This is a genomic window from Pseudocitrobacter sp. RIT415 (assembly GCF_003057695.2).
Taxonomy (GTDB): domain Bacteria; phylum Pseudomonadota; class Gammaproteobacteria; order Enterobacterales; family Enterobacteriaceae; genus Pseudocitrobacter; species Pseudocitrobacter faecalis.
Genome location: NZ_QBJC02000006.1, coordinates 57,996 through 84,187, shown reverse-complemented (window position 1 = coordinate 84,187; position 26,192 = coordinate 57,996). Strand labels below are relative to the sequence as shown.

27 protein-coding genes and 3 tRNA genes are annotated in these 26,192 nt (G+C 54.5%); 12 read left to right on the top strand and 18 right to left on the bottom strand.

Annotation, left to right across the window (positions count from 1 at the left end):
• Positions 1 to 95: 95 nt before the first annotated feature.
• Positions 96 to 1,478: a DNA repair protein RadA gene (gene radA, locus DBY68_RS08350; RefSeq protein ID WP_108475461.1), complete on the bottom strand. Its 1,383-nt coding sequence runs from the start codon at positions 1,476 to 1,478 to the stop codon at positions 96 to 98.
• 10 nt (positions 1,479 to 1,488) lie between these two features.
• The gene (gene serB, locus DBY68_RS08345) at positions 1,489 to 2,460 is read right to left on the bottom strand and encodes a phosphoserine phosphatase (protein ID WP_108475460.1); all 972 of its coding nucleotides are present in this window, start codon (positions 2,458 to 2,460) and stop codon (positions 1,489 to 1,491) included.
• A 104-nt stretch (positions 2,461 to 2,564) separates the two neighbouring features.
• Between serB and DBY68_RS08340 the strand changes: the two genes are divergently transcribed.
• Together DBY68_RS08340 and lplA are read left to right on the top strand one after the other, a co-directional pair.
• The gene (locus DBY68_RS08340) at positions 2,565 to 3,206 is read left to right on the top strand and encodes a YtjB family periplasmic protein (protein ID WP_015966018.1); all 642 of its coding nucleotides are present in this window, start codon (positions 2,565 to 2,567) and stop codon (positions 3,204 to 3,206) included.
• 14 nt (positions 3,207 to 3,220) lie between these two features.
• A complete protein-coding gene (lplA, locus tag DBY68_RS08335; protein WP_108475459.1) occupies positions 3,221 to 4,237 on the top strand; it encodes a lipoate--protein ligase LplA in 1,017 nt (338 codons plus the stop codon).
• 98 nt (positions 4,238 to 4,335) lie between these two features.
• Here the strand turns inward: lplA and deoD are convergent, their stop codons facing one another.
• From deoD to deoC, 4 genes are all read right to left on the bottom strand, one after another.
• Complete coding sequence (deoD, locus tag DBY68_RS08330; RefSeq protein WP_108475458.1) at positions 4,336 to 5,055, bottom strand: purine-nucleoside phosphorylase; 720 nt, start codon at positions 5,053 to 5,055, stop codon at positions 4,336 to 4,338.
• 78 nt (positions 5,056 to 5,133) lie between these two features.
• On the bottom strand, positions 5,134 to 6,357 hold the full coding sequence (deoB, locus tag DBY68_RS08325; protein WP_108475457.1) for a phosphopentomutase: 1,224 nt from the start codon (positions 6,355 to 6,357) through the stop codon (positions 5,134 to 5,136).
• Positions 6,358 to 6,409: 52 nt separating this feature from the next.
• On the bottom strand, positions 6,410 to 7,732 hold the full coding sequence (gene deoA / locus DBY68_RS08320; protein ID WP_108475456.1) for a thymidine phosphorylase: 1,323 nt from the start codon (positions 7,730 to 7,732) through the stop codon (positions 6,410 to 6,412).
• A 128-nt stretch (positions 7,733 to 7,860) separates the two neighbouring features.
• Positions 7,861 to 8,640 carry a deoxyribose-phosphate aldolase gene (gene deoC / locus DBY68_RS08315; RefSeq protein WP_015966024.1) on the bottom strand — a complete coding sequence of 260 codons (780 nt, stop codon included), beginning with the start codon at positions 8,638 to 8,640 and terminating at the stop codon, positions 7,861 to 7,863.
• A gap of 245 nt (positions 8,641 to 8,885) precedes the next feature.
• On the opposite strand from deoC, the gene DBY68_RS08310 reads away from it, so the two are divergent.
• Positions 8,886 to 10,436, top strand: coding sequence for a YjjI family glycine radical enzyme (locus DBY68_RS08310; protein ID WP_108475455.1), 1,551 nt, complete (start codon positions 8,886 to 8,888; stop codon positions 10,434 to 10,436).
• Entirely contained in the window at positions 10,408 to 11,271 is an 864-nt protein-coding gene (locus DBY68_RS08305) for a YjjW family glycine radical enzyme activase (protein ID WP_108475454.1), read from the top strand. Before DBY68_RS08310 ends, DBY68_RS08305 begins: the two co-directional genes overlap by 29 nt.
• Here DBY68_RS08305 and DBY68_RS08300 read toward each other — a convergent pair.
• The 8 genes from DBY68_RS08300 to DBY68_RS08265 form a co-directional block, all read right to left on the bottom strand.
• On the bottom strand, positions 11,266 to 12,543 hold the full coding sequence (locus DBY68_RS08300) for a NupC/NupG family nucleoside CNT transporter (protein ID WP_108475453.1): 1,278 nt from the start codon (positions 12,541 to 12,543) through the stop codon (positions 11,266 to 11,268). The genes DBY68_RS08305 and DBY68_RS08300 overlap by 6 nt on opposite strands.
• Positions 12,544 to 12,690: 147 nt before the next feature.
• On the bottom strand, positions 12,691 to 13,479 hold the full coding sequence (locus DBY68_RS08295) for a TatD family hydrolase (protein WP_108475452.1): 789 nt from the start codon (positions 13,477 to 13,479) through the stop codon (positions 12,691 to 12,693).
• Between the two features lie 153 nt (positions 13,480 to 13,632).
• Positions 13,633 to 13,794: a DUF1328 family protein gene (locus tag DBY68_RS08290; RefSeq protein ID WP_007373037.1), complete on the bottom strand. Its 162-nt coding sequence runs from the start codon at positions 13,792 to 13,794 to the stop codon at positions 13,633 to 13,635.
• Positions 13,795 to 13,899: 105 nt separating this feature from the next.
• Positions 13,900 to 14,496: a molecular chaperone OsmY gene (gene osmY / locus DBY68_RS08285; protein WP_108475581.1), complete on the bottom strand. Its 597-nt coding sequence runs from the start codon at positions 14,494 to 14,496 to the stop codon at positions 13,900 to 13,902.
• Between the two features lie 328 nt (positions 14,497 to 14,824).
• Positions 14,825 to 16,414: a peptide chain release factor 3 gene (prfC, locus tag DBY68_RS08280; RefSeq protein WP_108475451.1), complete on the bottom strand. Its 1,590-nt coding sequence runs from the start codon at positions 16,412 to 16,414 to the stop codon at positions 14,825 to 14,827.
• 91 nt (positions 16,415 to 16,505) lie between these two features.
• The gene (gene yjjG / locus DBY68_RS08275) at positions 16,506 to 17,183 is read right to left on the bottom strand and encodes a pyrimidine 5'-nucleotidase (RefSeq protein ID WP_108475450.1); all 678 of its coding nucleotides are present in this window, start codon (positions 17,181 to 17,183) and stop codon (positions 16,506 to 16,508) included.
• Between the two features lie 18 nt (positions 17,184 to 17,201).
• Positions 17,202 to 17,648, bottom strand: a complete 447-nt coding sequence (gene rimI, locus DBY68_RS08270) for a ribosomal protein S18-alanine N-acetyltransferase (protein WP_108475449.1) — start codon at positions 17,646 to 17,648, stop codon at positions 17,202 to 17,204.
• On the bottom strand, positions 17,593 to 18,030 hold the full coding sequence (locus DBY68_RS08265) for a DNA polymerase III subunit psi (protein WP_108475448.1): 438 nt from the start codon (positions 18,028 to 18,030) through the stop codon (positions 17,593 to 17,595). The genes rimI and DBY68_RS08265 overlap by 56 nt, the downstream gene beginning before the upstream one ends.
• Positions 18,031 to 18,151: 121 nt before the next feature.
• Between DBY68_RS08265 and rsmC the strand changes: the two genes are divergently transcribed.
• From rsmC to DBY68_RS08245, 5 genes are all read left to right on the top strand, one after another.
• On the top strand, positions 18,152 to 19,183 hold the full coding sequence (rsmC, locus tag DBY68_RS08260) for a 16S rRNA (guanine(1207)-N(2))-methyltransferase RsmC (protein ID WP_108475447.1): 1,032 nt from the start codon (positions 18,152 to 18,154) through the stop codon (positions 19,181 to 19,183).
• Between the two features lie 238 nt (positions 19,184 to 19,421).
• On the top strand, positions 19,422 to 19,595 hold the full coding sequence (locus DBY68_RS22895) for a hypothetical protein (protein ID WP_158529109.1): 174 nt from the start codon (positions 19,422 to 19,424) through the stop codon (positions 19,593 to 19,595).
• 114 nt (positions 19,596 to 19,709) lie between these two features.
• Positions 19,710 to 19,796: transfer RNA gene (locus tag DBY68_RS08255), tRNA-Leu, on the top strand.
• Positions 19,797 to 19,823: 27 nt separating this feature from the next.
• Positions 19,824 to 19,910: transfer RNA gene (locus DBY68_RS08250), tRNA-Leu, on the top strand.
• A gap of 30 nt (positions 19,911 to 19,940) precedes the next feature.
• Positions 19,941 to 20,027 (top strand) — tRNA-Leu (locus DBY68_RS08245).
• 40 nt (positions 20,028 to 20,067) lie between these two features.
• Here the strand turns inward: DBY68_RS08245 and DBY68_RS08240 are convergent.
• Positions 20,068 to 20,337: a DUF1435 domain-containing protein gene (locus DBY68_RS08240; protein WP_108475446.1), complete on the bottom strand. Its 270-nt coding sequence runs from the start codon at positions 20,335 to 20,337 to the stop codon at positions 20,068 to 20,070.
• A gap of 209 nt (positions 20,338 to 20,546) precedes the next feature.
• Between DBY68_RS08240 and DBY68_RS08235 the strand changes: the two genes are divergently transcribed.
• Together DBY68_RS08235 and fhuF are read left to right on the top strand one after the other, a co-directional pair.
• Positions 20,547 to 21,611 (top strand): GGDEF domain-containing protein, encoded by a 1,065-nt coding sequence (locus DBY68_RS08235; RefSeq protein ID WP_108475445.1) that lies wholly within the window; start codon positions 20,547 to 20,549, stop codon positions 21,609 to 21,611.
• 103 nt (positions 21,612 to 21,714) lie between these two features.
• Complete coding sequence (gene fhuF, locus DBY68_RS08230; RefSeq protein ID WP_108475444.1) at positions 21,715 to 22,503, top strand: siderophore-iron reductase FhuF; 789 nt, start codon at positions 21,715 to 21,717, stop codon at positions 22,501 to 22,503.
• A 111-nt stretch (positions 22,504 to 22,614) separates the two neighbouring features.
• Here the strand turns inward: fhuF and DBY68_RS08225 are convergent, their stop codons facing one another.
• The gene (locus DBY68_RS08225) at positions 22,615 to 23,958 is read right to left on the bottom strand and encodes a PTS sugar transporter subunit IIC (RefSeq protein WP_108475443.1); all 1,344 of its coding nucleotides are present in this window, start codon (positions 23,956 to 23,958) and stop codon (positions 22,615 to 22,617) included.
• 291 nt (positions 23,959 to 24,249) lie between these two features.
• On the opposite strand from DBY68_RS08225, the gene DBY68_RS08220 reads away from it, so the two are divergent.
• Complete coding sequence (locus tag DBY68_RS08220) at positions 24,250 to 24,708, top strand: YbaK/EbsC family protein (protein WP_108475442.1); 459 nt, start codon at positions 24,250 to 24,252, stop codon at positions 24,706 to 24,708.
• Positions 24,709 to 24,749: 41 nt separating this feature from the next.
• Here DBY68_RS08220 and bglJ read toward each other — a convergent pair whose 3' ends face one another.
• Both bglJ and DBY68_RS08210 read right to left on the bottom strand, forming a co-directional pair.
• On the bottom strand, positions 24,750 to 25,430 hold the full coding sequence (gene bglJ, locus DBY68_RS08215; RefSeq protein WP_108475441.1) for a DNA-binding transcriptional activator BglJ: 681 nt from the start codon (positions 25,428 to 25,430) through the stop codon (positions 24,750 to 24,752).
• Complete coding sequence (locus tag DBY68_RS08210; RefSeq protein WP_108475440.1) at positions 25,394 to 26,113, bottom strand: response regulator transcription factor; 720 nt, start codon at positions 26,111 to 26,113, stop codon at positions 25,394 to 25,396. The genes bglJ and DBY68_RS08210 overlap by 37 nt, the downstream gene beginning before the upstream one ends.
• Between the last annotated feature and the right edge of the window lie 79 nt (positions 26,114 to 26,192).

The following is a 26,192-nucleotide window of genomic DNA, read 5'->3' as shown; positions in this document are numbered from 1 at the left end:
GCTGAACTGCGCCTGATGCGCTGCGCTTATCAGGCCTACAATCTGGTAGGCCGGATAAGGCGTTTACGCCGCATCCGGCATCGGCGCGGGGTTAATTATAAATCGTCAAAGACGTTTAGCGCATCCGCGAGTTTTTTCACACCGAACACCTGCATGCCTTCGGGCGGTTTTTTGGGCACGTTCGCGGCTGGCACAATCGCGCGGCGGAAGCCATGTTTGGCGGCCTCGGAAATACGCTCCTGGCCGCTCGGTACCGGGCGAATTTCCCCGGCAAGCCCAACTTCACCAAACACCACGAGATCCTGCGGCAGCGGCCTGTCACGCAGGCTGGAGACCATCGCCAACAGCAGCGCCAGGTCGGCACTGGTTTCAGTGACCTTCACGCCGCCGACCACGTTAACGAACACGTCCTGATCCGCCATCTGCAAACCACCGTGACGATGCAGCACCGCCAGCAGAATCGCCAGACGGTTCTGCTCCAGCCCGACCGCAACGCGACGCGGGTTTGCCATCATAGAGTGATCCACCAGCGCCTGAATCTCAACCAGCAGCGGACGCGTACCCTCCCACACCACCATCACTGAACTGCCGGAGGTCACTTCATCGCCACGGCTCAGGAAAATAGCTGACGGGTTGCTGACTTCACGCAGCCCCTGCTCGGTCATCGCGAACACGCCCAGTTCATTCACCGCACCAAAACGGTTTTTATGACTGCGTAGGGTGCGAAAGCGCGAATCAGCATCGCCGTCCAGCAGCACCGAGCAGTCGATACAGTGTTCCAGCACCTTCGGGCCCGCCAGTGAACCATCTTTGGTCACGTGGCCGACCATCACAATCGCCACACCGCGCGTTTTGGCAAAGCGCGTCAAATAAGCAGCCGTTTCGCGCACCTGCGCCACGCTGCCCGGCGAAGACTGAATATCCGCCATGTGCATCACCTGGATGGAGTCGATAACCATCAGCTTCGGCTGCTCTTCCTCGGCGATCATACAAATCTGTTCGATGCTGGTTTCCGAGAGCATATTGAGATTTGCTGTCGGCAGGCCAAGACGATGCGCGCGCATCGCCACCTGCTGCAAAGATTCTTCCCCGGTGACGTACAGGGTTTTCATCTGCTCGGCAAGCTTGCACAACGTTTGCAGCAGCAGTGTCGATTTCCCCGCCCCCGGGTTACCGCCGATAAGAATCGCACTGCCCGGCACGACGCCACCGCCCAGTACGCGGTCAAACTCTTTAAAACCGGTCGAGAAGCGCGGCAACTCTTCCAGACTAATATCCGACAGTTTCTGCACTTTCGACACGCCAGCGCTGCCCGCATAACCGCTCAGACGTTCATTACGCGCCACGGTAGGCGAAGCAGCAACGCGCACTTCGGTGATGGTGTTCCAGGCATGGCAGGCGCTGCACTGCCCCTGCCAGCGCGGGTAATCCGCACCACATTCATTACAAACAAATGCGCGTTTTGGAGCTTTCGCCACGTTTTACCTCTTATTCCTGATTCAGGCTGCCCGTCAGAATGCACAGCACCCCAATCAGATCAGCGTGACGGATGATGACTTCCGTCTGTTCATTAACTTTCGGCTTGGCGTGATAGGCAATGCCCAGCCCCGCCGCTTTGATCATCGGTAGATCGTTCGCGCCATCGCCAATGGCGACGGTCTGCTCTTTCGGGATGTCATACTGCTCAGCAAGGCGCTGTAGTGTATTGGCTTTATATTTCGCATCAACAATATTGCCCACCACTTCCCCCGTCAGCACGCCATCCATAATGCCCAGTTCGTTGGCAACCGCGGCGGTCAGGCGCAGCTTATCGCGCAGATACTCCGCGAAGAAGGTAAAACCGCCGGAGGCAATCGCCACTTTCCAGCCCAGCGATTCCAGCTTCAGCACCAGTTGGGTTAAGCCCGGCATTAACGGCAGGTCGTCGCGCACCTGACGCAGAATATTGGCATCTGCGCCCTTCAGCGTGGCAACACGCTGGCGCAGGCTGGCGGCGAAGTCGAGTTCACCACGCATCGCGCGTTCGGTCACTTCCGAAACCAGCTCGCCCGTCCCCGCCAGTTTGGCGATTTCATCAATGCACTCGATCTGGATGGCTGTTGAGTCCATATCCATGACCAGTAATCCTGGCGTACGCAGGTGTGGGATTTTCCCCAGCGGTGCCACATCCAGCCCGGCGTCGTGCGCCAGTTTGGTCGCGCGCGGCGTTAATGACCCGGCCAGACGAATAACCTGATAATCTTCCACACACCAGGCTGCAACAATCACCATTGCCGCGCCCAGTTTGCGCTGATAAGAGGTTAACTGGCGTTTATCCAGCCCACGGCCGTAGAGCAACCAGCCGCTGCGCCCGGCGTGATAATCCAGTGGCATCACTTCATCGCCACTTAAAGAAAGCGGCAACCCAGGCCACAAGGAGACATCTTCAGGCAGGTCGCACCAGGTCAAACTGTTCGGCATTACAGCTCCACTCCACTTCATTAAGGCCAGGAAAATAACGCATGAGGCTACCTTGTAACCAGCGCTTCTGGCAACATTAAGCTGCAAATTTTCAAAGGTGGAATATGGTACGCGCAAAACTGAAATTCAGACTGCATCGCGCCGTGATTGTCCTGATATGCCTCGCACTTCTGGTGGCATTGATGCAAGGGGCATCATGGTTCAGTCAACAACACCAGCAGCAGCGTAATCCGCAGCTTGAAGAACTGGCCCGCACGCTTGCCCGTCAGGTGGCGCTAAACCTGGCACCACTGGTACGCAGCGAGACGCCGGATGAGAAAAAAGTCCGCCAGTTGCTCACGCAACTCACCGCTGAAAGCCGCATCCTCGACGCCGGGGTGTATGATGAAAAAGGCGACATGATCGCCCGCGCCGGCGAGAGCGTCGAACTGCGCGACCGTCTGGCGCTGGATGGCAAAAAAGCGGGCGGCTATTTCAATCAGCAAATCGTCGAACCCATTCAGGGCAAAAATGGCCCACTGGGGTATTTACGTCTGACGCTGGACACCCATACGCTACCAACCGAAGCCAAACAGGTTGATAACACGACCAATATTCTGCGCCTGATGCTATTACTGTCGCTTGCCATTGGCGTGGTGCTGACGCGCACTCTGCTGCAAGGCAAACGCACCCGCTGGCAACAATCGCCCTTCCTTCTCACCGCCAATAAACCGGTACAGGAAGAGGAAGAAGAGAAAAAAGAGTAGAAAGGAAACTCAATATGGCCACTTTACGCCTGCTCCTCTCAGACTCATACGACCCCTGGTTTAACCTGGCGGTTGAAGAGTGTATTTTCCGTCAGATGCCCGCCACACAGCGCGTGTTGTTCCTCTGGCGTAACGCCGATACCGTGGTCATAGGCCGTGCGCAAAACCCGTGGAAAGAGTGTAATACCCGGCGCATGGAAGAGGACAACGTGCGCCTGGCGCGTCGCAGTAGCGGCGGCGGCGCCGTGTTCCATGACCTCGGCAATACCTGTTTTACGTTTATGGCGGGTAAGCCGGAGTACGATAAATCCGTCTCAACCCGCATTGTGCTGGACGCCTTGAATTCGCTGGGTGCGGTGGCGGAAGCCTCCGGACGTAACGACCTCATTGTGAAAACGCCCCAGGGCGATCGCAAGGTGTCAGGTTCGGCCTACCGTGAGACCAAAGATCGCGGCTTCCACCACGGTACGCTACTGCTCAACGCCGATCTCAGTCGTCTGGCGAACTACCTCAACCCGGATAAGAAGAAACTTCAGGCGAAGGGAATTACCTCCGTACGCGGGCGGGTGGCGAATCTGGTGGAGCTGTTACCGGGCATCACGCATGAGCAGATTTGCACGGCGGTGACGGAAGCGTTTTTCGCCCATTATGGCGAACGTGTAGAGGCGGAGATTATCTCGCCGGATAAAACGCCAGACCTGCCCAACTTCGCCGAAACGTTCGCGCGCCAGAGCAGTTGGGAGTGGAATTTCGGCCAGGCCCCGGCGTTTACCCATCTGCTGGACGAACGCTTCACCTGGGGCGGCGTAGAGCTGCATTTCGACGTTGAGAAGGGGCATATCACCCGGACGCAGGTCTTTACCGACAGTTTGAATCCTGCGCCGCTGGAAGCGCTGGCCGCGCGTTTGCAGGGATGTTTGTACCGGGCGGATGTGTTGCAACAGGAGTGTGAGGCGCTATTGGGCGATTTCCCGGAGCAGGAGAAAGAGCTACGGGAATTATCCGCGTGGATTGCGGGGGCGGTGCGATAATTTCCCCTCACCCCGGCCCTCTCCCTCAGGGAGAGGGAGAAAACTGCATGCACGATCGATCCCCTCTCCCTTGAGGGAGAGGGTGAGGGGTAACGAACTTACTCCTGGTCGCCCAGCAGTACAGATTCCAGTGCGATTTTAATCATGTCGTTGAACGTGGTTTGACGTTCAGCGGCAGTGGTCTGCTCGTGAGTGCGGATATGGTCAGACACGGTGCAGATGGTCAGCGCTTTCGCGCCAAATTCCGCTGCCACGCCGTAAATCCCCGCCGCTTCCATCTCAACGCCCAGAATGCCGTATTTTTCCATCACGTCGAACATTTGCGGGTCTGGCGTGTAGAACAGGTCTGCGGAGAAGATGTTACCCACACGCGCATCGACGCCCAGCGCTTTCGCTGCGTCAACTGCGTTACGCACCATACCGAAGTCAGCAATCGCCGCAAAGTCATGATCTTTGAAGCGCAGACGGTTTACTTTAGAGTCAGTGCACGCGCCCATGCCGATAACCACGTCGCGCAGTTTTACGTCCGGGCGCACCGCGCCGCAGGAACCCACGCGAATGATTTTCTTCACGCCGAAATCGGTGATCAGCTCTTTGGTGTAGATGGAGCAGGACGGGATACCCATGCCGTGACCCATTACAGAGATTTTGCGGCCCTTGTAGGTACCGGTGAAGCCCAGCATGCCGCGAACGTTGTTCACTTCACGCACGTCTTCGAGGAAAGTTTCAGCAATGTGCTTCGCACGCAGCGGGTCGCCTGGCATCAAAACTACGTCAGCGAAATCGCCCATTTCTGCGTTAATGTGTGGGGTAGCCATCGTTTTATCCTTATCAATTTGTTTTCACCCTCTCCCTGTGGGAGAGGGCCGGGGTGAGGGCATCAGGCCGCACCTTTATCAGAACATGGCTTTGCCATATTCCATATCGGAAGTACCGAAGTATTTCGCCAGCGTCTGGCCGATATCCGCGAAGGTTTCGCGGTGGCCGAGCGAGCCCGGTTTCACTTTCGGGCCATAAACCAGTACCGGGATGTGCTCACGAGTATGGTCAGTGCCCTGCCAGCTTGGGTCACAGCCGTGGTCAGCGGTCAGGATCAGAATGTCATCTTCTCCCACCAGCTCCATCAGCTCCGGCAGCCTGCGGTCGAACAGTTCAAGACCCGCAGCGTAACCGGCGATATCGCGACGGTGTCCCCAGGAGGAGTCGAAATCAACGAAGTTGGTGAAGACAATGGTCTTATCACCCGCTTCTTTCATCTCTTTAATGGTCGCGTCAAACAGCGCGTCCAGCCCGGTGGCTTTCACTTTTTTAGTGATACCGCAGTTTGCGTAGATATCCGCGATTTTACCCACGGAAACCACGTGTCCGTCTTTCTCATCAACCAGTTTCTGCAACACGGTCGGCGCTGGCGGTTCGACAGCCAGGTCGTGACGGTTCCCGGTACGCTGGAAGTTTCCCGCTTTATCGCCGATAAACGGACGCGCAATCACGCGGCCAATGTTGTAGCCGCCTTCGGTCAACTCTTCACGGGCGATTTCGCACAGCTCGTAAAGTTTATCCAGACCAAAAGTCTCTTCGTGGCAGGCTATCTGGAATACGGAGTCGGCAGAAGTATAGAAAATCGGCTTACCGGTTTTCATATGCTCTTCGCCCAGTTGATCCAGAATCACGGTACCGGAAGAGTGGCAGTTACCCAGGTAACCCGGCAGGTTCGCGCGTTTTACCAGTTTATCCAGTAATTCCTGTGGGAAACTGTTTTCGTGGTCGCTGAAGTAGCCCCAGTCGAACAGAACCGGCACGCCAGCGATTTCCCAGTGACCGGAAGGGGTGTCTTTACCGGAAGAGAGTTCATGCGCCCACGCGTACGCGCCAACGACTTCGGCATTGCCGTCCATACCCGCGGCGATTTTACCGGTAGAACCCTCGTGCGCTTTCACCAGACCCAGACGGGTCAGGTTAGGCAGGTTCAGTGGGCCTTTACGGCCATTATCAGCCTCACCTTTGGCGCAGGCTTCCGCGATATGGCCCATAGTGTCTGCGCCGACGTCGCCAAAGCGGTCGGCATCTTCAGTTGCGCCGATACCAAAGGAGTCCAGCACCATAATAAATGCACGTTTCATCTTGTTCTCCATACATCTTGCGCTGCAAAAAAGCGATCAGATCAGTATATCGCTATTCAGTGATTCGACGATAGACTGTCGGTGTAATTTCTGGCGCTTTGTCGTCAAGGCGAATGGCCGCTTTGACGGCTTTCGCCGCTTCCTGCCAGCTATTTTCATCTTTCGCGTGAATGACTGCCAGCGGACGCTGCCCGTCAACGCTGTCACCCAGACGAATCATGTCGGTCAGGCCGACGCTGTAATCAAGTGTATCGGAAGCCTGACGGCGTCCGCCGCCCATCGCCACCACCGCCATGCCGAGCGCGCGAGTGTCCATCGCGCCGACAAAGCCTTCGGTATCAGCATATACCGCTTTGCTGAGCATCGCGGTCGGCAGGTATTTCGCATAGTTTTCGACAAAATCGGTCGGGCCTTTTTGTGCCGCGACCATACGGCCAAATACCTCTGCCGCTTTGCCGTTATCCAGCACCGCCTGCAATTTGGCGCGCGCTTCTGCATCGTCTTTGGCAAGCTTGCCGGAAATCAGCATTTCCACGCACAGCGCCATGGTGACGTCGAACAGGCGCGGATTGCGGTATTCGCCGGTCAGGAACTGCACCGCTTCGCGTACTTCGACAGCGTTACCCGCGCTGGAAGCCAGCACCTGGTTCATGTCCGTCAGCAGCGCGGTCGTGCGCACGCCTGCGCCGTTGGCCACGCCAACAATCGCTTCGGCCAGCGCCTGAGAAAGTTCGTAGGTCGGCATAAATGCGCCGCTACCCACTTTCACATCCATTACCAACGCATCGATACCTTCAGCCAGTTTTTTGGCAAGGATAGACGCGGTGATGAGCGGGATGGAATCCACCGTCGCGGTAATGTCGCGGGTGGCGTAAAAACGTTTATCCGCCGGTGCGAGCGAGCTGGTCTGCCCAATAATCGCCACACCCACGTCTTTAATAATTTCACGGAAACGGTCATCGCTCGGGAAGATATCAAACCCGGGGATCGCTTCCAGTTTGTCCAGCGTACCGCCGGTGTGGCCCAGGCCGCGCCCGGAGATCATCGGGATATAGCCGCCACATGCGGCAACCATCGGCCCCAGCATCAGCGAAGTGACATCGCCCACGCCGCCGGTAGAGTGTTTATCGACAATCGGCCCGTTAAGGTTAAGGCTTTTCCAGTCCAGAACGGTTCCTGAATCACGCATGGCCATGGTCAGTGAGACACGCTCTTCAATCGCCATATCATGGAAGAAAATGGTCATCGCCAGAGCGGCAATTTGCCCTTCTGAAATGGTGTTGTCGCGAATGCCATTGATAAAGAAGCGAATCTCTTCGTCGCTTAATGCGTGACCATCGCGTTTTTTACGAATGATTTCTTGTGCGAGAAACAAGGTAACCTCCCTGAGGAAAAGAGTTTGAAGGCGGTTTTTGCCGGATACGGCTACGCCTTATCCGGCCTACGGAGAGTTATGTCTCGTAGGCCTGATAAGCGCAGCGCATCGGGCGCAAAGCATCTTACTTAGTAGCTGCTTGCGCTTTTACCGTCGCCGTGGCCGAGTGCTTTCAGCAGGCTCGCCAGCAGGCTGGATGCGCCGAAACGGTAGTGGCGGGAATCCGCCCAGTCTGCACCAAACAGTTCGTCGGCAATCGCCAGGAACTGCTGTGCGTCTTCTGCGCTGCGTACGCCGCCCGCCGGTTTGAAGCCCACCGTTTTGGACACGCCCATATCACGGATCACTTCCATCATGATGCGCGCGCTTTCCGGGGTGGCGTTCACCGGCACTTTACCGGTAGAGGTTTTGATGAAATCCGCACCCGCTTTGATGGAGATTTCAGAGGCTTTACGAATCAGTGCCTCTTCTTTCAGTTCACCGGTTTCGATGATCACTTTCAGCAGCACGTTCGCCGCTGCACAGGCGTCTTTACAGGCTTTCACCAGGTCGAAGCCGACCTGCTCGTTACCGGCAATCAGTGCGCGGTACGGGAAGACCACGTCAACTTCGTCAGCACCGTAGGCGATTGCTGCGCGGGTTTCCGCCAGCGCGATATCAATATCGTCGTTACCGTGCGGGAAGTTAGTGACGGTGGCGATGCGAATATCCGGCGTTCCCTGCTCGTTCAGAGTTTTGCGCGCAATCGGGATAAAACGCGGGTAGATGCAGACCGCTGCGGTGTTACCGACCGGGGTTTTCGCCTGATGACACAGCGCAATCACTTTCGCGTCGGTGTCGTCTTCATTCAGGGTGGTCAGATCCATCAGTTTCAATGCACGCAGGCTGCTTGCCGTTAAATCAGTCATTTTGTTCTCCGACGTAGAATTTTACCTTGCGGGTATGTGACTATTGTAACACCGACCCGCACTCACACTTCGACACTCATCACAGTTAATGAAAAACACCATTAGGTTTGCATAACCATAATGAGACATTAATCAAATTTCTCATCCTCTCAGCGCAAGAAAACACGCGGATCGCCGTATGGGATCAAAAGATCGCGACGCGCTTTTTCCTACACTTCGCCCATCTCTCGCCTGAGGAACACACCATGACAACATCTACCCCTTCATCGGTGCTGCAACAGTGCCAGCAAATTGTCACCAGCCCTGTGTTAAGCCCGGAACAGAAACGTCATTTTCTGGCGCTGGAAGCAGAAAACGCATTGCCTTATCCGACGCTGCCGCCCGCTGCGCAAGCCGCACTGACGGAGGGCGTGATCTGCGATATGTTCGAAGGCCATGCCCCCTACAAACCGCGTTACGTACTGCCTGACTACGCGCGATTTCTGGTAAACGGTTCAGAATGGCTGGAGCTGGAAGGCGCTGAGGATCTGGATGATGCGCTCTCTTTGCTCACCATTCTGTATCACCATGTGCCTTCCGTGACCGCCATGCCGGTATTCCTCGGGCATCTCGATGCGCTATTGATGCCGTATGTTAGAATTCTAACACAAGAAGAAATCGATAGCCGAATAAAACGTTTCTGGCGCTACCTCGATCGCACGCTTCCTGACGCCTTCACACATGTGAATATTGGCCCTGCCGATACGCCAATCACACGCGCTATTCTGCGTGCAGATGCAGAATTAAAGCAGGTCGCACCGAATCTCACCTTTATCTACGACCCTGACATTACCTCAGACGATCTGCTGCTGGAAGTCAGCAAAAATATCTGTGAGTGCAGTAAACCCCACATCGCCAACGGCCCGATAAATGATAATATTTTCACAAAAGGCCAGTATGGTATTGTGAGCTGTTATAACAGCCTGCCGATGGCGGGCGGCGGCAGTACGCTGGTGCGCCTCAATTTGCAGGAAGTCGCCAGACGCAGTCACTCCACGGACGATTTTTTCACCCACATGTTGCCGTACTACTGTCAGCAGCAAATTGACATCATCGACGCTCGCTGCGCCTTCCTTTATGAGCAATCGCACTTCTTTGATCATAGCTTCCTGGTGGCAGAAGGCCTGATCGATCCCGATCGTTTTGTACCGATGTTTGGCATCTATTCTCTGGCGGAAGCGGTCAACATTCTGTGCGAGAAAGAGGGGCTTAGCGCCCGCTACGGTAAAGATCCGCAGGCCAACGCGTTGGGCTACCGTATTAGTGAACAACTCGCAGCTTTTGTGGCGAACACACCTGTGCGTTACGGCTGGCAGCAGCGCGCGCTGCTGCATGCGCAATCGGGGATCAGCGCCGATATCGGCACCACGCCGGGCGCGCGTCTTCCTTACGGCGATGAACCCGATCCGGTCAGTCATCTGCTGGCGGTTGCGCCGCATCACGCACATTATCCGGCGGGCATCAGCGATATTTTGACGCTCGATGAAACGGTAAAACGCAATCCGCAGGCGGTGATGCAGCTTTGTCTCGGCGCGTTCAAGGTCGGCATGCGCGAGTTCAGTGCTAACGTCAGCGGCAACGATCTGGTGCGCGTGACGGGCTACATGGTGCGTTTGTCGGATCTGGAAAAGTACCGTGCCGACGGTTCGCGCACCAATACCACCTGGCTGGGCGAAGAAGCCGCGCGCAATACCCGCATTCTGGAACGCCAACCGCGAGTGGTCAGCCATGAACAGCAGATGCGCTTTAGTCAGTAAAATCATCCCCTTCTCGTGCGTGGATGGGCCGGGGAGCCGCCTGGCCCTGTTCCTGCAGGGGTGTAATTTACGCTGCAAAAACTGTCATAACCCCTGGACGATGGGCCGTTGTAACGATTGTGGCGAATGCGTGCTGCACTGCCCGCACGATGCGCTTTCCATACAGGGTGGACGCGTTTACTGGCAGGAGGACGCCTGTCAGCAGTGCGACACCTGTCTGCAGATGTGCCCGCAGCAGGCAACGCCAATGGCGCAGCTCTGGAGCATGGAACACATTCTTCAGCAGATTACCCGTGCCGCGCCGTTTATCGAAGGCATTACCGTCAGCGGCGGCGAGGCCACCACGCAGTTACCTTTCGTCTGCGCGTTGTTTGAACAGATTCGCCAGACGCCTGCTCTGCGGCATCTCTCCTGTCTGGTCGACAGCAACGGCGAGCTTTCCACGGCTGGCTGGGAGAAACTCCACGCGGTTTGCGACGGCGTGATGGTGGATTTAAAAGCCTGGGGGGAGAAAACGCATCTGTCGCTGACCGGGCGAAGCAATCAGCGCATTAAAGCAAGCATCCGCTGGCTGGCTGAACGTGGCTTACTGGCGGAATTACGATTGCTGGTTATTCCGGAACAGAGTGACTATCTCAAGGAAATAGAAGCACTCAGCGAATTCATTCGCGAACTGGGGGAGATACCGGTGCGGCTGAATGCATTTCACGCCCATGGCGTGTACGGTGAGGCGAAAACGTGGCGTAGTGCCGGGCCAGACGATATTGAGAAGTTGGCGCAGGCGCTGCGGGCCAGAGGGATAACACGTATTATCCCTCCGGCACTATACTTATAGGGCGAGGAATACCCCTGCGATGGTGGCGCTCATCAGGTTGGAGAGCGTCCCTGCCGCCACCGCGCGCAGGCCAAGCTGGGCGATATCCTGACGGCGGTTGGGCGCCATACCGCCCAGTCCGCCGATCAGAATGGCAATCGACGACAGGTTAGCAAAGCCGCACAAAGCAAAGGAGATAATCGCTTTGGTATGGCTTGAGATGACCTGTAAACCTGCCGCCGTAACCTCGGCATCCGGCTTCAGATATTCGCCAAAGTTCATGTAAGCCACAAATTCGTTGATGATGAGCTTCTGGCCGATAAACGACCCCGCTACCGTCGCTTCGCTCCACGGCACGCCAATAACCCACGCCAGCGGCGAGAAGACCCAGCCAAGAATCATTTGCAGCGAGAGTTCCGGATGGTTAAACCAACCGCCAATCCCGGAAAGCATACCGTTCAACAGGGCAATCAGGGCGATAAACGCCAGCAGCATTGCGCCCACGTTCAATGCCAGTTGCATACCCGATGCAGCTCCGGACGCTGCGGCATCCAGCACGTTCGCCGGGGCATCCGGGTTATCCGTTTCGGCTTCCAGGTTCGGCGAGTCGTGCGGTTTTTCCGTCTCCGGCACAATGATTTTCGCAAACAGCAGTCCACCCGGCGCCGCCATGAACGACGCGGCGATCAGATACTCCAGCGGCACGCCCATCTGCGCATAACCTGCCAGTACTGAACCCGCCACCGACGCCAGTCCGCCACACATTACCGCGAACAGTTCAGAGCGGGTCATGGTCGCGATATAGGGACGTACCACCAGCGGCGCTTCCGTTTGCCCAACGAAAATATTCGCCGTCGCGGAGAGTGATTCCGTCCGCGAGGTTTTCAGCACCGCACGCAACGCGCCGCCCAGAATACGGATCACAAACTGCATAATGCCGAGGTAGTAAAGCACGGCAATCAGCGACGAGAAGAAGACGATAACCGGCAGCACCCGCAGCGCGAAAACAAAACCGCCACCGCCGAAGACTTCAAACATTTTATCGGATACCAGCCCACCGAACAGGAAGCCGATACCTTCGTTACCGTAAGCGATGACGTTCGCCACGCCTTCAGACATCGCCAGCAGCACCTTGCGGCCAGCGGGAACATAGAGGATAAGCGCGCCAATACCCACCTGAATCAGCCAGGCACCCAGTACGGTTCGGAGATTTATCGCTCGACGGTTGTTGGAGAGAAGTAAGGCAATGGCCAGCAGCACCACCATGCCGATGAGTCCCATGAGGATTTGCATACAGAGTCCCTGTGTATTGAAACGTTGAAAAAAAGAGCGACTTAACGCGCCACGATTATAACGTTCCGTCACTATCCTTCTCGCGCGACATCACATATTTTACGCAAGACTCAGCGAGCAAAAGTTAATTATGAGACCCCAATCACATCACTTATTCATAAATGAGAAGAATAGCTGGTGACTGTTGAGCCATAATGTTTCGGCAATATCTTCAGGAGATTCATCACGTAGCGCACAAAGTTCAGTAAAGACCTGCGCCACGCGCTCCGGGCGGTTGGGCTGGCCCTGATAGCCGTTTAACGGCATATCCGGCGCATCGGTTTCCAGTAGGAGTGCGCTGAGGGGAAGTTGAGCCATCACCGCGCGTGTTTTGCTGGCTCGCGGATAAGTGATCGTTCCGCCGACGCCAATCTTGTATCCCAGCTCAACAAATCGCTGCGCCTGCTGCAGGCTACCGGAAAAGCCATGCACCACGCCGGTTCGTGGCAGCGCATGGCGTTTCAGATGCATCGCCAGTTTGTCGTGGGTGCGACGGGAATGAAGAATAACCGGTAAATCATATTGCTTCGCCAGCTGAAGCTGCGCGTCCAGTAATCGCTGCTGGCGGTCAAATTGCGGATCGTCACGATAGAGGTCGAGACCTATCTCGCCAACGGCAATCAGTTTTTCCGGCATTGCGGCCAGCGCCGTCTCCAGTGCCGCCAGGCTGGCGTCATCATGCTGCTCAATAACAATAGGATGCAGACCCAGCGCGGCATAAAGCGGTGCATGTTGGGAAGCCAGCGACAGCACCTTATCAAAACGCGACGCCTCGGTCGCTGGAACGATAATTTTTTCGACGCCCGCCTGCGCGGCCTGCGCCAGGCTTGCCGTTTCATCATCGGTGAACGGCGGGAAATCAAAGTGACAATGGGTGTCGATAAAACGGAAGGTCATGCGGTTTTCTCCGGCAACGTGCGGCGTTTCAGTGTAACCCATTTGGTTTACGGTTTTGTAGGCCGGATAAGGCGGTACGCCGCACCTGACAACGGCGCATAAACGACAAAAGCCAGTCCGAAGACTGGCTTTGTAAATTGTCTGTATCAGACGCTACGGACGTCTGCGGCCCATAAACAGGCTGACCAGGAACAGGATGATACCGACGATAAACACGATTTTCGCCGCACCTGCTGCGGTACCTGCTAACCCACCAAAGCCCAGTGCAGCGGCAATTAACGCGATAACCAGAAAGATAATGCCCCAACGAAACATACGATTCTCCTTTACCATAGTTAATGTCACCGCTTCTCAACGCACTCAGGCGACACCAGCGATATTAAAAAATTAAAAGTGCATCAATATTTTCCTGAACGTTCCTTACGGCGTTTTCAGGTCGTTTTCTACGCTTTTCACGCCGTCAATGGCTTTGGCGATACTTTCAGCGCGTTCCACCTGCGCTTTGGAGTCAACCGTACCGGTCAGCGTCACAACGCCATCGGTGGTTTCAACTTTAACTTTGCGTGACGGTACGATGTCATCAGCCAGCAGTTTGGCCTTCACTTCACTGGTCGTAGCCGCATCACCCGCGTAACCCTTCATGCTGTCGGCTTTACCTTCACGGATGGTCAATTTGTTTTCGACACTGCTCACGCCCTCAACCCCTTTCGCCAGGGAAGTCGCCTGATCGGATTGAGACTGGTTGTCGACTGTACCGCTTAAGATCACCACTTTATTTTCAGTTTTCACCGAAATATCGGTACTTTTAATCGCATCATGATCGACCAGCGCCGCTTTCACTTTCGCCGTGATAGCGCTGTCATCCATAAAGTTGCCGACTTTATTCATCGAACTGTCAACTTTCTGTCCTGCTTCAGAGGCCGCATTGCTTTCAGCCATTGCAGAACCGCTCATCACCGCAGAGCCCAGAATGACGGCCAGCAACGTTTTTCCCATTTTCATCTTAGTCATCATTATTTCTCCTTGTATTGCCCGGTTTTTGAGCACCCGACACAGTGGCCGTTATGCTGCTGAGGACGACATCCGTCCCGTTTGAGGTTATTAATACCGCGATGAGTATATTTGATGGGTTAATGCGCTAAGATTCATAAATAACAAAGTGCATTAAACCAGCAACTCGCTCATCACTCTGTTAAATATAGAACACTCTCGGCAGCTTGCAGGTGCAATTGACTAAAAAACCAGCAAAACGGATGAGATGGGGGTGCAATTAAGAACTTTCCGCAGCGGAAAAAAGAGAGGCTAAAAATGCGGAAGCACGGCGCTGGCCGTGCTTCCGGGGGGATTAATGCTCGCGAGTTTTACGGAACTCGACATCAGGGTAACGTTCCTGTGTCAGGTTCAGGTTAACCATGGTTGGTGCGATATAGGTCAGGTTATCGCCGCCATCCAGCGCCAGTTGAACTTCGTTCTTCCGTTTAAATTCTTCGAATTTCTTGACGTCTTTGCCTTCCACCCAGCGGGCGGTCGCGACGTTTACCGATTCGTAAATCGCTTCAACGTTGTATTCGCTTTTCAAACGCGCCACAACCACGTCGAACTGCAGTACGCCGACCGCCCCCACGATCAAGTCGTTGTTGGCAATCGGACGGAACACCTGCACCGCCCCCTCTTCGGAAAGCTGTACCAGCCCTTTAAGCAGCTGTTTCTGCTTCAGCGGATCGCGCAGGCGAATACGACGGAACAGTTCCGGCGCGAAGTTCGGAATGCCGGTGAACTTCATCATTTCACCCTGGGTAAAGGTGTCGCCGATCTGGATCGTACCGTGATTATGCAGACCGATGATGTCGCCCGGATAGGCTTCCTCTACGTGAGAACGGTCGCCCGCCATAAAGGTCAGCGCGTCGGAAATGACCACGTCTTTACCAATACGCACCTGGCGCAGCTTCATACCCTTCTCATATTTACCAGAAACGACGCGCATAAACGCCACGCGGTCACGGTGTTTCGGGTCCATGTTGGCCTGAATCTTGAAGACGAAGCCAGAGAATTTCTCTTCCGCAGCAACCACTTCACGAGTGTCAGTTTTACGCGGCATCGGCGCTGGCGCCCACTCCACCAGGCCATCCAGCATGTGATCCACACCGAAGTTACCCAACGCTGTCCCGAAGAATACCGGCGTGATTTCACCGGCCAGGAACAGATCCTTATCGAACTCGTTCGAGGCACCCTGCACCAGTTCCAGCTCATCGCGCAACTGCTGCGCCAGATCTTCACCAACAGCGGCGTCAAGTTCCGGGTTATTCAATCCCTTAACGATGCGCACGTCCTGAATGGTGTGACCTTTACCGGTCTGATAAAGATAGGTTTCATCTTTATAGAGATGGTAAACACCTTTGAACAGCTTGCCGCAGCCGATAGGCCAGGTAATTGGCGCACAGCCAATTTTGAGCTCGTTTTCCACTTCATCCAGCAGTTCCATAGGATCGCGGATGTCACGGTCGAGTTTGTTCATAAAAGTGAGGATCGGCGTATCGCGCAGACGGGTCACTTCCATCAACTTACGGGTACGATCTTCTACACCTTTCGCGGCATCGATGACCATCAAACAACAGTCGACGGCCGTCAGGGTACGGTAGGTATCTTCCGAGAAGTCTTCGTGCCCCGGGGTGTCCAGCAGGTTTACCAGGCAATCGTGATACGGGAACTGCATCACGGACGTGGTGATTGAGATACCACGCTGTTTTTCCATCTCCATCCAGTCAGATTTCGCGTGCTGGCTGGAGCCACGGCCTTTTACCGTACCCGCAGTCTGGATCGCCTGTCCGAACAGGAGAACCTTTTCGGTAATTGTTGTTTTACCGGCATCCGGGTGGGAAATAATGGCAAAAGTGCGGCGCTTCGCCACCTCTTGCAAATAAGGAGACAACGTCATAATGGGATCTTCTTTCCAGGCGCAGCAAAGCGCTGCGCACGTTAAATACGAAAAATTGCGGCTATTTTACCCATCAAAGGGGGACAGGCAATCACTGTTTACACAGGAGTAACTCCAGTTCGCTTAATGACGAAACGGTATAGTCGGGTTTAATACCTTCCGGCAGCGGCTGCTGATGCGCATTCAGCCAGCAGGTCGACCAGCCTGCGTTCATGCCGCCGAGAATATCCGACGCGGCGGTATCACCGACCATTAATATGCGTGAAGGATCCGGGTTCCCGGCTAACTCTCGCGCGTGATCAAAAATGCGACGGTCAGGTTTAGCGACGCCAACCTCTTCAGAAATAATCAGTAAATCAAAGTGATCGCGAAAACCGGTGCGCTCAAGGCGAATCTGCTGCAACGACGTAAAGCCATTGGTGATGATCCCCATTTTTACCTTGCCTTCCAGCGAGCTGATAAGCGATGCCGCGCCCGGCAACGGTGCACAGATTTCAGCCATCGCATTCATAAACGCATCGTTCAACTCTTCCGGCGGCACGTTTAGCTGCTCACCCCAGCCAACAAAGCGCTGACGCTGAAGCTGTAACGAGGTGATCGCCCCATTCTGGTAATCCACCCACAACGGCTTATTCACGGCCTGGTAGTCCTGAAAATCTTCGGCGGTAAAGGTCACGCTATAGTCGAGAAACATCCGCTGTAAGCCGCTGAAAGAATCAAACGTAAACAACGTTTCATCGGCGTCAAAGAAAATCCAGTCCCACTTCATCGTATCACCTTGTTTTACTTACATGCTTAAGGGTAATGCCATCACTATCGCATCTTCATGCCCGTCAACTGTCGGGTAGTAATTGCGGCGAATCGTCGCTTCGTTAAAACCTAAGCTTTCATAGAGCGCAATGGCAGGCGCGTTAGAGGCACGGACTTCCAGCCATAGCGTCGCGACGCCCCGCTTTTCGACTTCATCAATGACGTGTTCAAGTAACTCACGCCCCAGCCCGCGACGTTGATAAGCGGGATCGACGGCAATATTAAATAGCGTCGCTTCGTCCAGCACCACCTGAGTGATAGCGAAAGCAGCCAGCTCATCGCCAACGGTTAACTTCAGATTCAGATAACGTTCACCCTGGTTACTGGCAAAGGTTTTTTCACTCCACGGAAAAGCGTGGGCGCGTTTCTCAATCTGCCAGGCTGCGGGGAGATCGGTCGTGCTGAGGGTAGAAATCGTGTTCATGTGCGCAAATTTGTTGCCAAAGCGCGGCGCGTGCTGGCGCGCTGGCTTTTAATTCGTTAAAGGCAGGCGTTGAGACCTGAGCCCCTTCCAGCGAGACGGGCTCATCATTGCCAAGACGCCAGCAGTTGCAGCGTTTTCCCTGCGGTAGCATTGCCACTTTTTCAGGCGTAAGTTGCAGGACGCGGTCTGGCGTAAGCTGCAACGCGCGTAGTACATCGATAATCAGCGGTTCCGTCAGCAACGGCAGATCATCAGCAACCATCACAAGTTGGATGTGCTCAGGCAGCGAAATCGCGATCTCTCCCTGCAGCGCCGCCGGGCGCCTAAGTGACCACTGGGTGATGCCCAACTGTTGTAATTGCCAGTCTCGCCGGGAAGTCATGTAAAACGCTCCTGTCTATCAAGGGCGCAAATATAGCAAACTCAGCGAAAGTGCGCCAATTACGCGCTCGCGCGTAAACAACAGTGTATAATCGCCGCCACGTTTAACGAAGGAGCTTTTCATGTCTGCTTTTACCCCGGCAAGTGAAGTCTTGCTGCGCCACAGTGATGATTTCGAACAAAGCCGTATTCTGTTTGCCGGAGATTTGCAGGATGACCTGCCTGCCCGCCTCGACACGGCATTCAGCCGCGCGCATACCCAGCAATTCCACCACTGGCAGGCGCTGGCCCCGCAGATGGGCGAGAACGTGCGCTACAGCCTGGTGGCCGAGGCGTCAGATGTCGCTGACTGCGACACGTTTATCTATTACTGGCCGAAGAACAAGCCGGAAGCCCAGTTCCAGCTGATGAATATTCTGTCGCTGCTGCCGATTGGGACTGATATTTTTGTGGTTGGGGAAAACCGCAGCGGCGTGCGCAGCGCCGAACAAATGCTGGCGGATTACGCGCCGCTGAATAAGGTCGACAGCGCCCGTCGCTGCGGCCTGTATCATGGTCGTCTGGAAAAACAGACCACCTTTGATGTGGAAAAACAGTGGGGCGAATATCAGCTCGACGGACTGACCATCAAAACGCTGCCGGGCGTATTTAGCCGTGATGGGCTGGACGTGGGTAGCCAACTGTTGCTCTCCACCCTGACGCCGCATACCAAAGGTAAAGTGCTGGATGTCGGTTGCGGCGCGGGCGTGTTAGCCGCGACGCTTGCCAGCCATTCCCCCAAAGTACGTTTATCTCTGTGCGACGTCAGCGCACCTGCGGTCGAAGCCAGCCGCGCAACGCTTGCGGCCAATGGCTTTGAGGGCGATGTGTTTGCCAGCAACGTCTTCTCTGAAGTGAAAGGCCGCTTCGATATGATTATCTCCAACCCGCCGTTCCACGATGGCCTGCAAACCAGCCTTGATGCCGCGCAAACGCTGATTCGTAGCGCCGTGCGTCATCTGAACAGTGGTGGTGAACTGCGCATTGTGGCGAACGCCTTCCTGCCGTATCCGGCGATCCTCGACGACACCTTTGGTTTCCACGAAGTTATCGCGCAGACCGGCCGCTTCAAGGTGTATCGCGCCATCATGACCCGCCAGGCGAAGAAAGCCTAAGCTGACCCTTTGCCGGATGCGGCGTACCAATCCCGTAGGCCTGATAAGCGCAGCGCATCAGGCGCAGTTCGGCACCTTTGCCGGATGCGGCGTACCGCCTTATCCGGCCTACCAATTCCGTAGGCCTGATAAGCGAAGCGCATCAGGCGCAGTTTGGCACCTTTGCCGGATGCGGCGTACCGCCTTATCCGGCCTACCAATCCCGTAGGCCTGATAAGCGAAGCGCATCAGGCGCAGTTTGGCACCTTTGCCGGATGCGGCGTACCGCCTTATCCGGCCTACCAATCCCGTAGGCCAGGTAAGCGAAGCGCATCAGGCGCAGTTTGGCACCTTTGCCGGATGCGGCGTTCCGCCCTATCCGGCCTACCGAGCCCGTGCGCCTGATAAGCGCAGCGCATCAGGCGCAGCATAATCGCCGTTTTTTGCAGCAATCGCGCGACATCCAATAATTAACTATTGACGTCAAGCTGAAAATCTCTAGAATGCGCCTCCGTGGTAACGATACTTTTTAGGGTATCGATGGTATGCGAAGGTGGCGGAATTGGTAGACGCGCTAGCTTCAGGTGTTAGTGTCCTTACGGACGTGGGGGTTCAAGTCCCCCCCCTCGCACCATAAACCACGTTATATCGCTCGCACTGTGCGAAGGTGGCGGAATTGGTAGACGCGCTAGCTTCAGGTGTTAGTGTTCTTACGGACGTGGGGGTTCAAGTCCCCCCCCTCGCACCACGAGGGCGATATAAACAACGAGATATCTGTGCGAAGGTGGCGGAATTGGTAGACGCGCTAGCTTCAGGTGTTAGTGTCCTTACGGACGTGGGGGTTCAAGTCCCCCCCCTCGCACCAGTCCTCGTTCCCATCCTGCAGTTCCTTCTTCTTTATTCCCTTATTTAACGTTCATCACAATCAGCATCAAACCGCTTATCAGTGCTACGCACGACGGCAGCAAGACGTAATGACGCCATTGTCGATGCCAGATCATCACGCAGGTCAGCAGCATGCCGACGGTGATAATTCCGCGCCACGCGTCCATCGAAAGGCCTGGCAGACCAAGAGCAAAGGTCGCCATCCCCGAGATCAGCACGCCCCACCCACTGCCTAACGTTCTCATCAACATGGTTTCATCTCTTAAATCGATAATGATAACCAATATCATATGATAATTTTTATCATTTGAGAACCTCGCGAAATGATAAGTTTCGCTTACGAATAATGACACGACGGTTGTAAGGTGATAAATTGTGCGACCGTAAACTTCCCCCTCTTAATTCCTGGGGTTTGCGTGCACTTCTTGCATGTTTTATTTTGTTTTGTTCACAGCTGGCGACCTTTCTTTAATTACCAGAAGATTAATAACGATCTCTTATGACAGTACAATCCTGGCGGTCTCTGCACAGCAAAAAGTATCAGCTCACGCTGAGGCTTTTCCTTTTTCTTAATCTGGTGTCATCGCTATTTTCGCTATTGAATCCTATCTATAAAGTTCATGCGTTTACGATTCCCCTCTCGTTAATTTTGGGCATTAGTAGCGCGCTGTTACTCTGGCACTGGCTGAATGCAGAGCGAAAGATCTTTCTTCCTGTTATTTCAGTTATTTTCGGCTGTTTATGGGCCTGGCACATCGTGATAAAAATGCCCGGCACGTATCCGACCGAAATGACATTTTTAACGGTTGTCCTGCTTAATGTTTTGTTCATCGGCACCATCGCCTTTTCGAATAATATTGTCGCGTTTCTGCTGCACTCGCTGCCGGTATTTATTATCTGCCTGTTTTTCAGCGACCACGAACAGTGGTTGAGAATGGCATTCTGCCTGGCCTTGCCGATCGTCGGCATCAGTATCCAGCATTTGATTGAAAAGCGTAACGATGCCTTTGCCCAGAGCCTGATGCACAAGCTGCTGGCAGAGCGGGAAACGCTGAATGATTTAAGTATGCTTGACCCCTTAACCGGGCTGTATAACCGCCGGGGCTTCCAGCACCGCTTCGCCACGTTGATGTCGTTGGCGCCGGAAGGTCATCATGTCCTGCTTCTGGATATCGACCATTTCAAGGCCTATAACGATCACTATGGTCATATGATGGGCGATCAGGCGCTGATTCAGGTTTCCGCTGCGGTGCGTGATGCCGTGCGCTCACGCGATATCGTGACTCGCTTCGGCGGCGAAGAGTTCGTTGTCCTGCTGGCAAACAGCAATGCCGATAGCGCTCAACGCGCGGCAGAGCGCATCCGCCAGAAAGTGTACGATCTGAAAATTCCGCACATCCTGAACGCCAGCGTGGCGACCAATGTCACTATCAGTATTGGCATTGCCCCACTTGAAGGCGAAGAAATTGATAAGGCACTGGAAAATGCGGATAAAGCCCTCTACGAAGCCAAGCGACTGGGCCGCAACCATATACTGACCAGCGACGCCATTCCCCAGCACTAACCTCACACCCCGAGCGTAAGAAACATAAAATTCCTTGCGCTCGGTTTTATCTATAGCTAGGATTGGCAATCATTATCATTTAGATTTGTATCCAGCGAATTCTATGGCTTACCGTTCCGCACCGATTGCTGAGGATATTATCTGGCGAGCGCCGCTTCCAACTCGTGAGCGAACGCTGGCTGAATCCGTGCGCGACAAAATCGCCGAACAGCGCCCGCATATGCTGGAATGCTTTAAACTCGATGAGCCTCACTCCGCACAAGCCAAAACCCTGGCGGAGTGGATGCGGCCCACCGAGCTCAGTTCGCTGCTGGCGCTCTATTCCGATCATATCTATCGTAACCAGCCGACCATGACGCGGGAGAATAAGCCGCTGATCTCGTTGTGGGCGCAATGGTATATCGGCCTGATGGTGCCGCCGCTGATGCTGGCGTTGCTGACAGAAGATGCCGCGCTTGACCTCTCGCCGGAGCATTTCCACGTCGAATTCCATGAAACAGGACGTGCAGCCTGTTTCTGGGTCGATGTACAGGAAGATACGCGCGCCAGCCAGTCTTCAGGCTCGCATCGTATGGAAACACTGATTAAACAGGCGTTGATCCCGGTTGTTGAAGCTCTGGAAGCCACGGGCGACATTAACGGAAAACTTATCTGGAGCAACACCGGCTATCTGATTAACTGGTATCTGGGTGAGATGAAAACCGTGCTGGGTGAAGAACAGGTCAACAACCTGCGCCAACAATTATTCTTTGCGAAAACCCTTTCCTGCGGCCAGGATAACCCGCTGTGGCGCACCGTCGTGCCACGTGAGGGCTTGCTGGTTCGCCGTACCTGCTGTCAGCGTTACCGCCTGCCGGATGTGCAGCAATGCGGTGACTGCACGCTGAAATAATCGAACGCGAAATGCCTGATAGCGCTTCGCTTATCAGGCCAGCGAAATATGTAAGATAACCGGTAGGCCGGGTTAGCGTAGCGCCACCCGGCAACAATCCCGACTCAGTCGTTACGCAACCTGCTGGCTCTCTTCCGCCGCACGCTGCGCTTCTTCCGCTTCCTGCGCCAACAGCTGTTTCTCATACACCTTGAAGAAGGGGTAGTAGATGATGGCGGACACACACGCCAGCAGTACGACCAGAATCGCCGCGCGGAAATCCCAGCCTAACGCCCATGCGCCGCCAATCGGTGCCGGAGCCGTCCACGGAACAACCGAGATAACGCGGCCAATGAGATCCAGCTTCATGGCTGCCCACGCCAGCACGGCGTTTACCATCGGCGCCAGTAGAAACGGAATAAAGAACACCGGGTTCATCACGATTGGCGTACCGAAAATCACCGGTTCGTTGATGTTAAACAGGCTTGGCACCACGCTCAGACGACCTATCGAACGCAAATGTGCTGAACGGCTACGCAGGTAGCAGAACACCAGCCCCATAGTCGCCCCTGAGCCGCCAATAACGATGAAGAAAGTCCAGAACGCTTCCATAAAGATGTGCGGTAATGGCGCGCCCTGCGCCAGCGCGGTTTGGTTCAGACCAAGGTTGGTCAGCCAGAACATCTGCAGCATCCCGGAGACAATCGCCGCCCCATGAATACCTGCAAACCACAGCAGATGACCAATCAACACCGCTAACAGAATCGCTGGCAGGGAGTCAGCCGCCGAAACCAGCGGTTTAAACAGCGACATAATCGCCTGCGGGATCAGCATGCCAAACTGGCCCTGGATCAGCAGGCTGAGCGGGTAAAGCGTCAGTACCACCACCAGCACCGGAATGAGCAGATCAAAGGAGTTTTTGATCATCGGCGGAACCTGATCCGGCAAACGAATACCGATGTTGTGCGCTTTCAAAAAACGCATCAGCTCAACGCAGTAAATCGCCACCAGAATGGCGGTGAAAATCCCGGTTCCGCCGAGGCTATCCACCGGCAGCGTGCCATTGGTTTTCGGCGCAGCAACCAGCAGGAACGCCATAATAGACAACATGGCGCACATAAATGGATCAAGCTGGTGGGATTTTTCGTAATGTTTGCCAAGATTATAAGAAATTGCCGCACAGATATAGATGGACATAATGCCCATGGTCATATCGAACGGCGTCAGAATGCGACCTTCAAATTCTTTTGCTAAATCTAACCACGCGCGGGCAAAGCCCCAGGTGGTATCGGGCGAAAATGGCGGATAAGCGAAGACAAGTAAAAATGAGCCAACAATCATAAACGGCATGGCAGAGATAAAGCCGTCACGAATTGCCATTACGTGACGTTGCGAGGAAATACGCCCGGCAATGGGGCTGACGTAGTTTTCCACGAACCGGAAAATTAAATTAAACGCAGTGTGACCAGCAGACATAGCAGCCCTCCTGACAGGCTTGAGACGTAAGCACAGCAACAACGATTTTGCCGCTATACAAACGCGTGTTACGCGACACGTCGTACAGGGCTCTTATTATTGGGTACAGCGTAAGTGACACTCACAGTTTTAATCCCCTCTCTGCAGAACTGCAACCGGTTACTGTAACCGGTTGCAGTGATTGTGAAGGAGATCCAGAAAACGCGGTTTTATCCGATTCCCTCACGGCAAATATTTACAGCATCCAGGGCTTATGACAGATTGAACGCCACAATTTTTCAGGAGAGTCTAATGAGCCTGCAATCTGTGCGGCAATTCTTCGCCGAACACGCCCCCGATATTGAGATTATTGAATCAGGGCAAAGCACCGCTACCGTCGCCCTTGCCGCCGCTGCCCATCAGGTGGAAGCCGGCCAGATAGCCAAAACGCTGTCGCTGAAGGTCAAAGAGCAGGTTATTTTGATCGTGGCAAAAGGTGATGCCCGCCTGGATAACAAAAAGTTGAAAACAACCTTTGGTGCCAAAGCTCGCATGCTGAGTAGCGATGAAGTGGTAACGTTGACTGGCCACCCGGTTGGTGGCGTCTGCCCGTTTGGCCTGGAAAACCCGCTCGCCGTTTATTGTGATGTCTCATTGCAGCAGTATGCGGAAGTACTGCCCGCCGCTGGGTCCACGCACAGCGCCGTACGGATATCCCCCGAACGCATTGCGCAACTGACCGGCGCCACCTGGGTCGATGTGTGTTTGTAAGCCTCAGATACCGGAGCTGACGCATCCGCTCCGGCTTTCAGCTATACAAAATAGGAAAGGTCGCCGGATAAGCCTTCGCGATCGGGCAATGACATCAATAAGTCCGCCGCGCTAAGTAACCCGATATCAGAATTGACGCCCAGCTTCGCCATCGCATTAAATTTATGCGCGCGAATCGTTTTAATATTCCGCTCAAGCCGTTCAGCGATATCCGTTAAGGAATAACCGCAGGTCATATAGCGTAAAATGGCCCGTTCAGTCGGGCTTAAAAAGCGGTGATGCACGGTGATATCGCTTTCATCCTGCGCGAGCTGCTGCGTCCCGCCGCTGCGCAAAATTTCAAGGATAGTGTTTTTCAGCCTGGTGAGCGATTCCGCTTTGCTTACCACGCCGTTCAGTAGCGTTGGCGAAAGCTGCTTAATCAGTTCCACTTCTTGCCGATCGCCGGCCAGAATGATACGGATAATTTCTGATCTGCTGTTCGCTATTTCATCCTGAATCAGCAGGCTTTCAAGGCGTAATTCACGCGTACCTGACAGACAACAGATTACCGCAAAATAGTCGTCGCTTAGCATGGATTCTCTAAGCGCATCAACCGACCGGAAAAAATGAAATACATAGGGGCTTCGGGAAGACGCGGCGAGCAAATGACGCAGGCCGACTTCCGCCATCACGCAGGGTTCGACTATAGCGACATGCTGCTTTCCGTGATGTTTTTCCATTCTGCCGGTTCTCCATATGCTGAGAAGAGATTGAGTTCCTTCATTCCCTGAGTGCTGTTGATCCACGCGTACATTTCAGCATTGCTGCGTAACGATAAACGGCGCATAGCGCTGTTCTTCTGTGCGCTGATTGTTTTATTGCTCTTTTTCAACAGCGTGGCGATTTGGTTAATTCCCCAGCCCTTCGCCAGCAGACGTAAAACTTTACGTTCCGACAGCGTCAGCATCACCATTTTTTCATTTTCCTCATGAATTGCATCGTAATCTGGCACCAACAGGGTTTGACTGATGCGCTCGGCGGAAGCGCCTCCCTGGCGAATCGCCATGACGACACGTTCAACAGGCTCAGAGTCAGATAACAGAGTGCTTTCCGGACGCATCAAAAATTCAATGGCAAGGGAATAATGAGGGCGACTGACGAGAAAAACCCAGTGAATATCACGGTATTGCGACAGTAGAGAGTAGAATTGTTCGCACACGTTGCGCGGCTGATGAATATCGCCAGAGAGATCGACCAACACCAGGTCAGCCCGACGAAGCTGGAGCAGCGTAAGCTCCTCCAGAGAGTGACAAACGTTCAGCTCATAATTGGGGAAATGCGTGGTCATTATCGCACTCAACCCGGACTGCATCACCGGTATTTTACTGATAATGACGCCGAACTTACAGTATCCTTGTAACATAAAACCTCCGCATCCAATCGACGATTCTTTTTACGCTCACCGGTAAAGGTGTGCTGTTAAAAAAAAGAACCTGTTCATC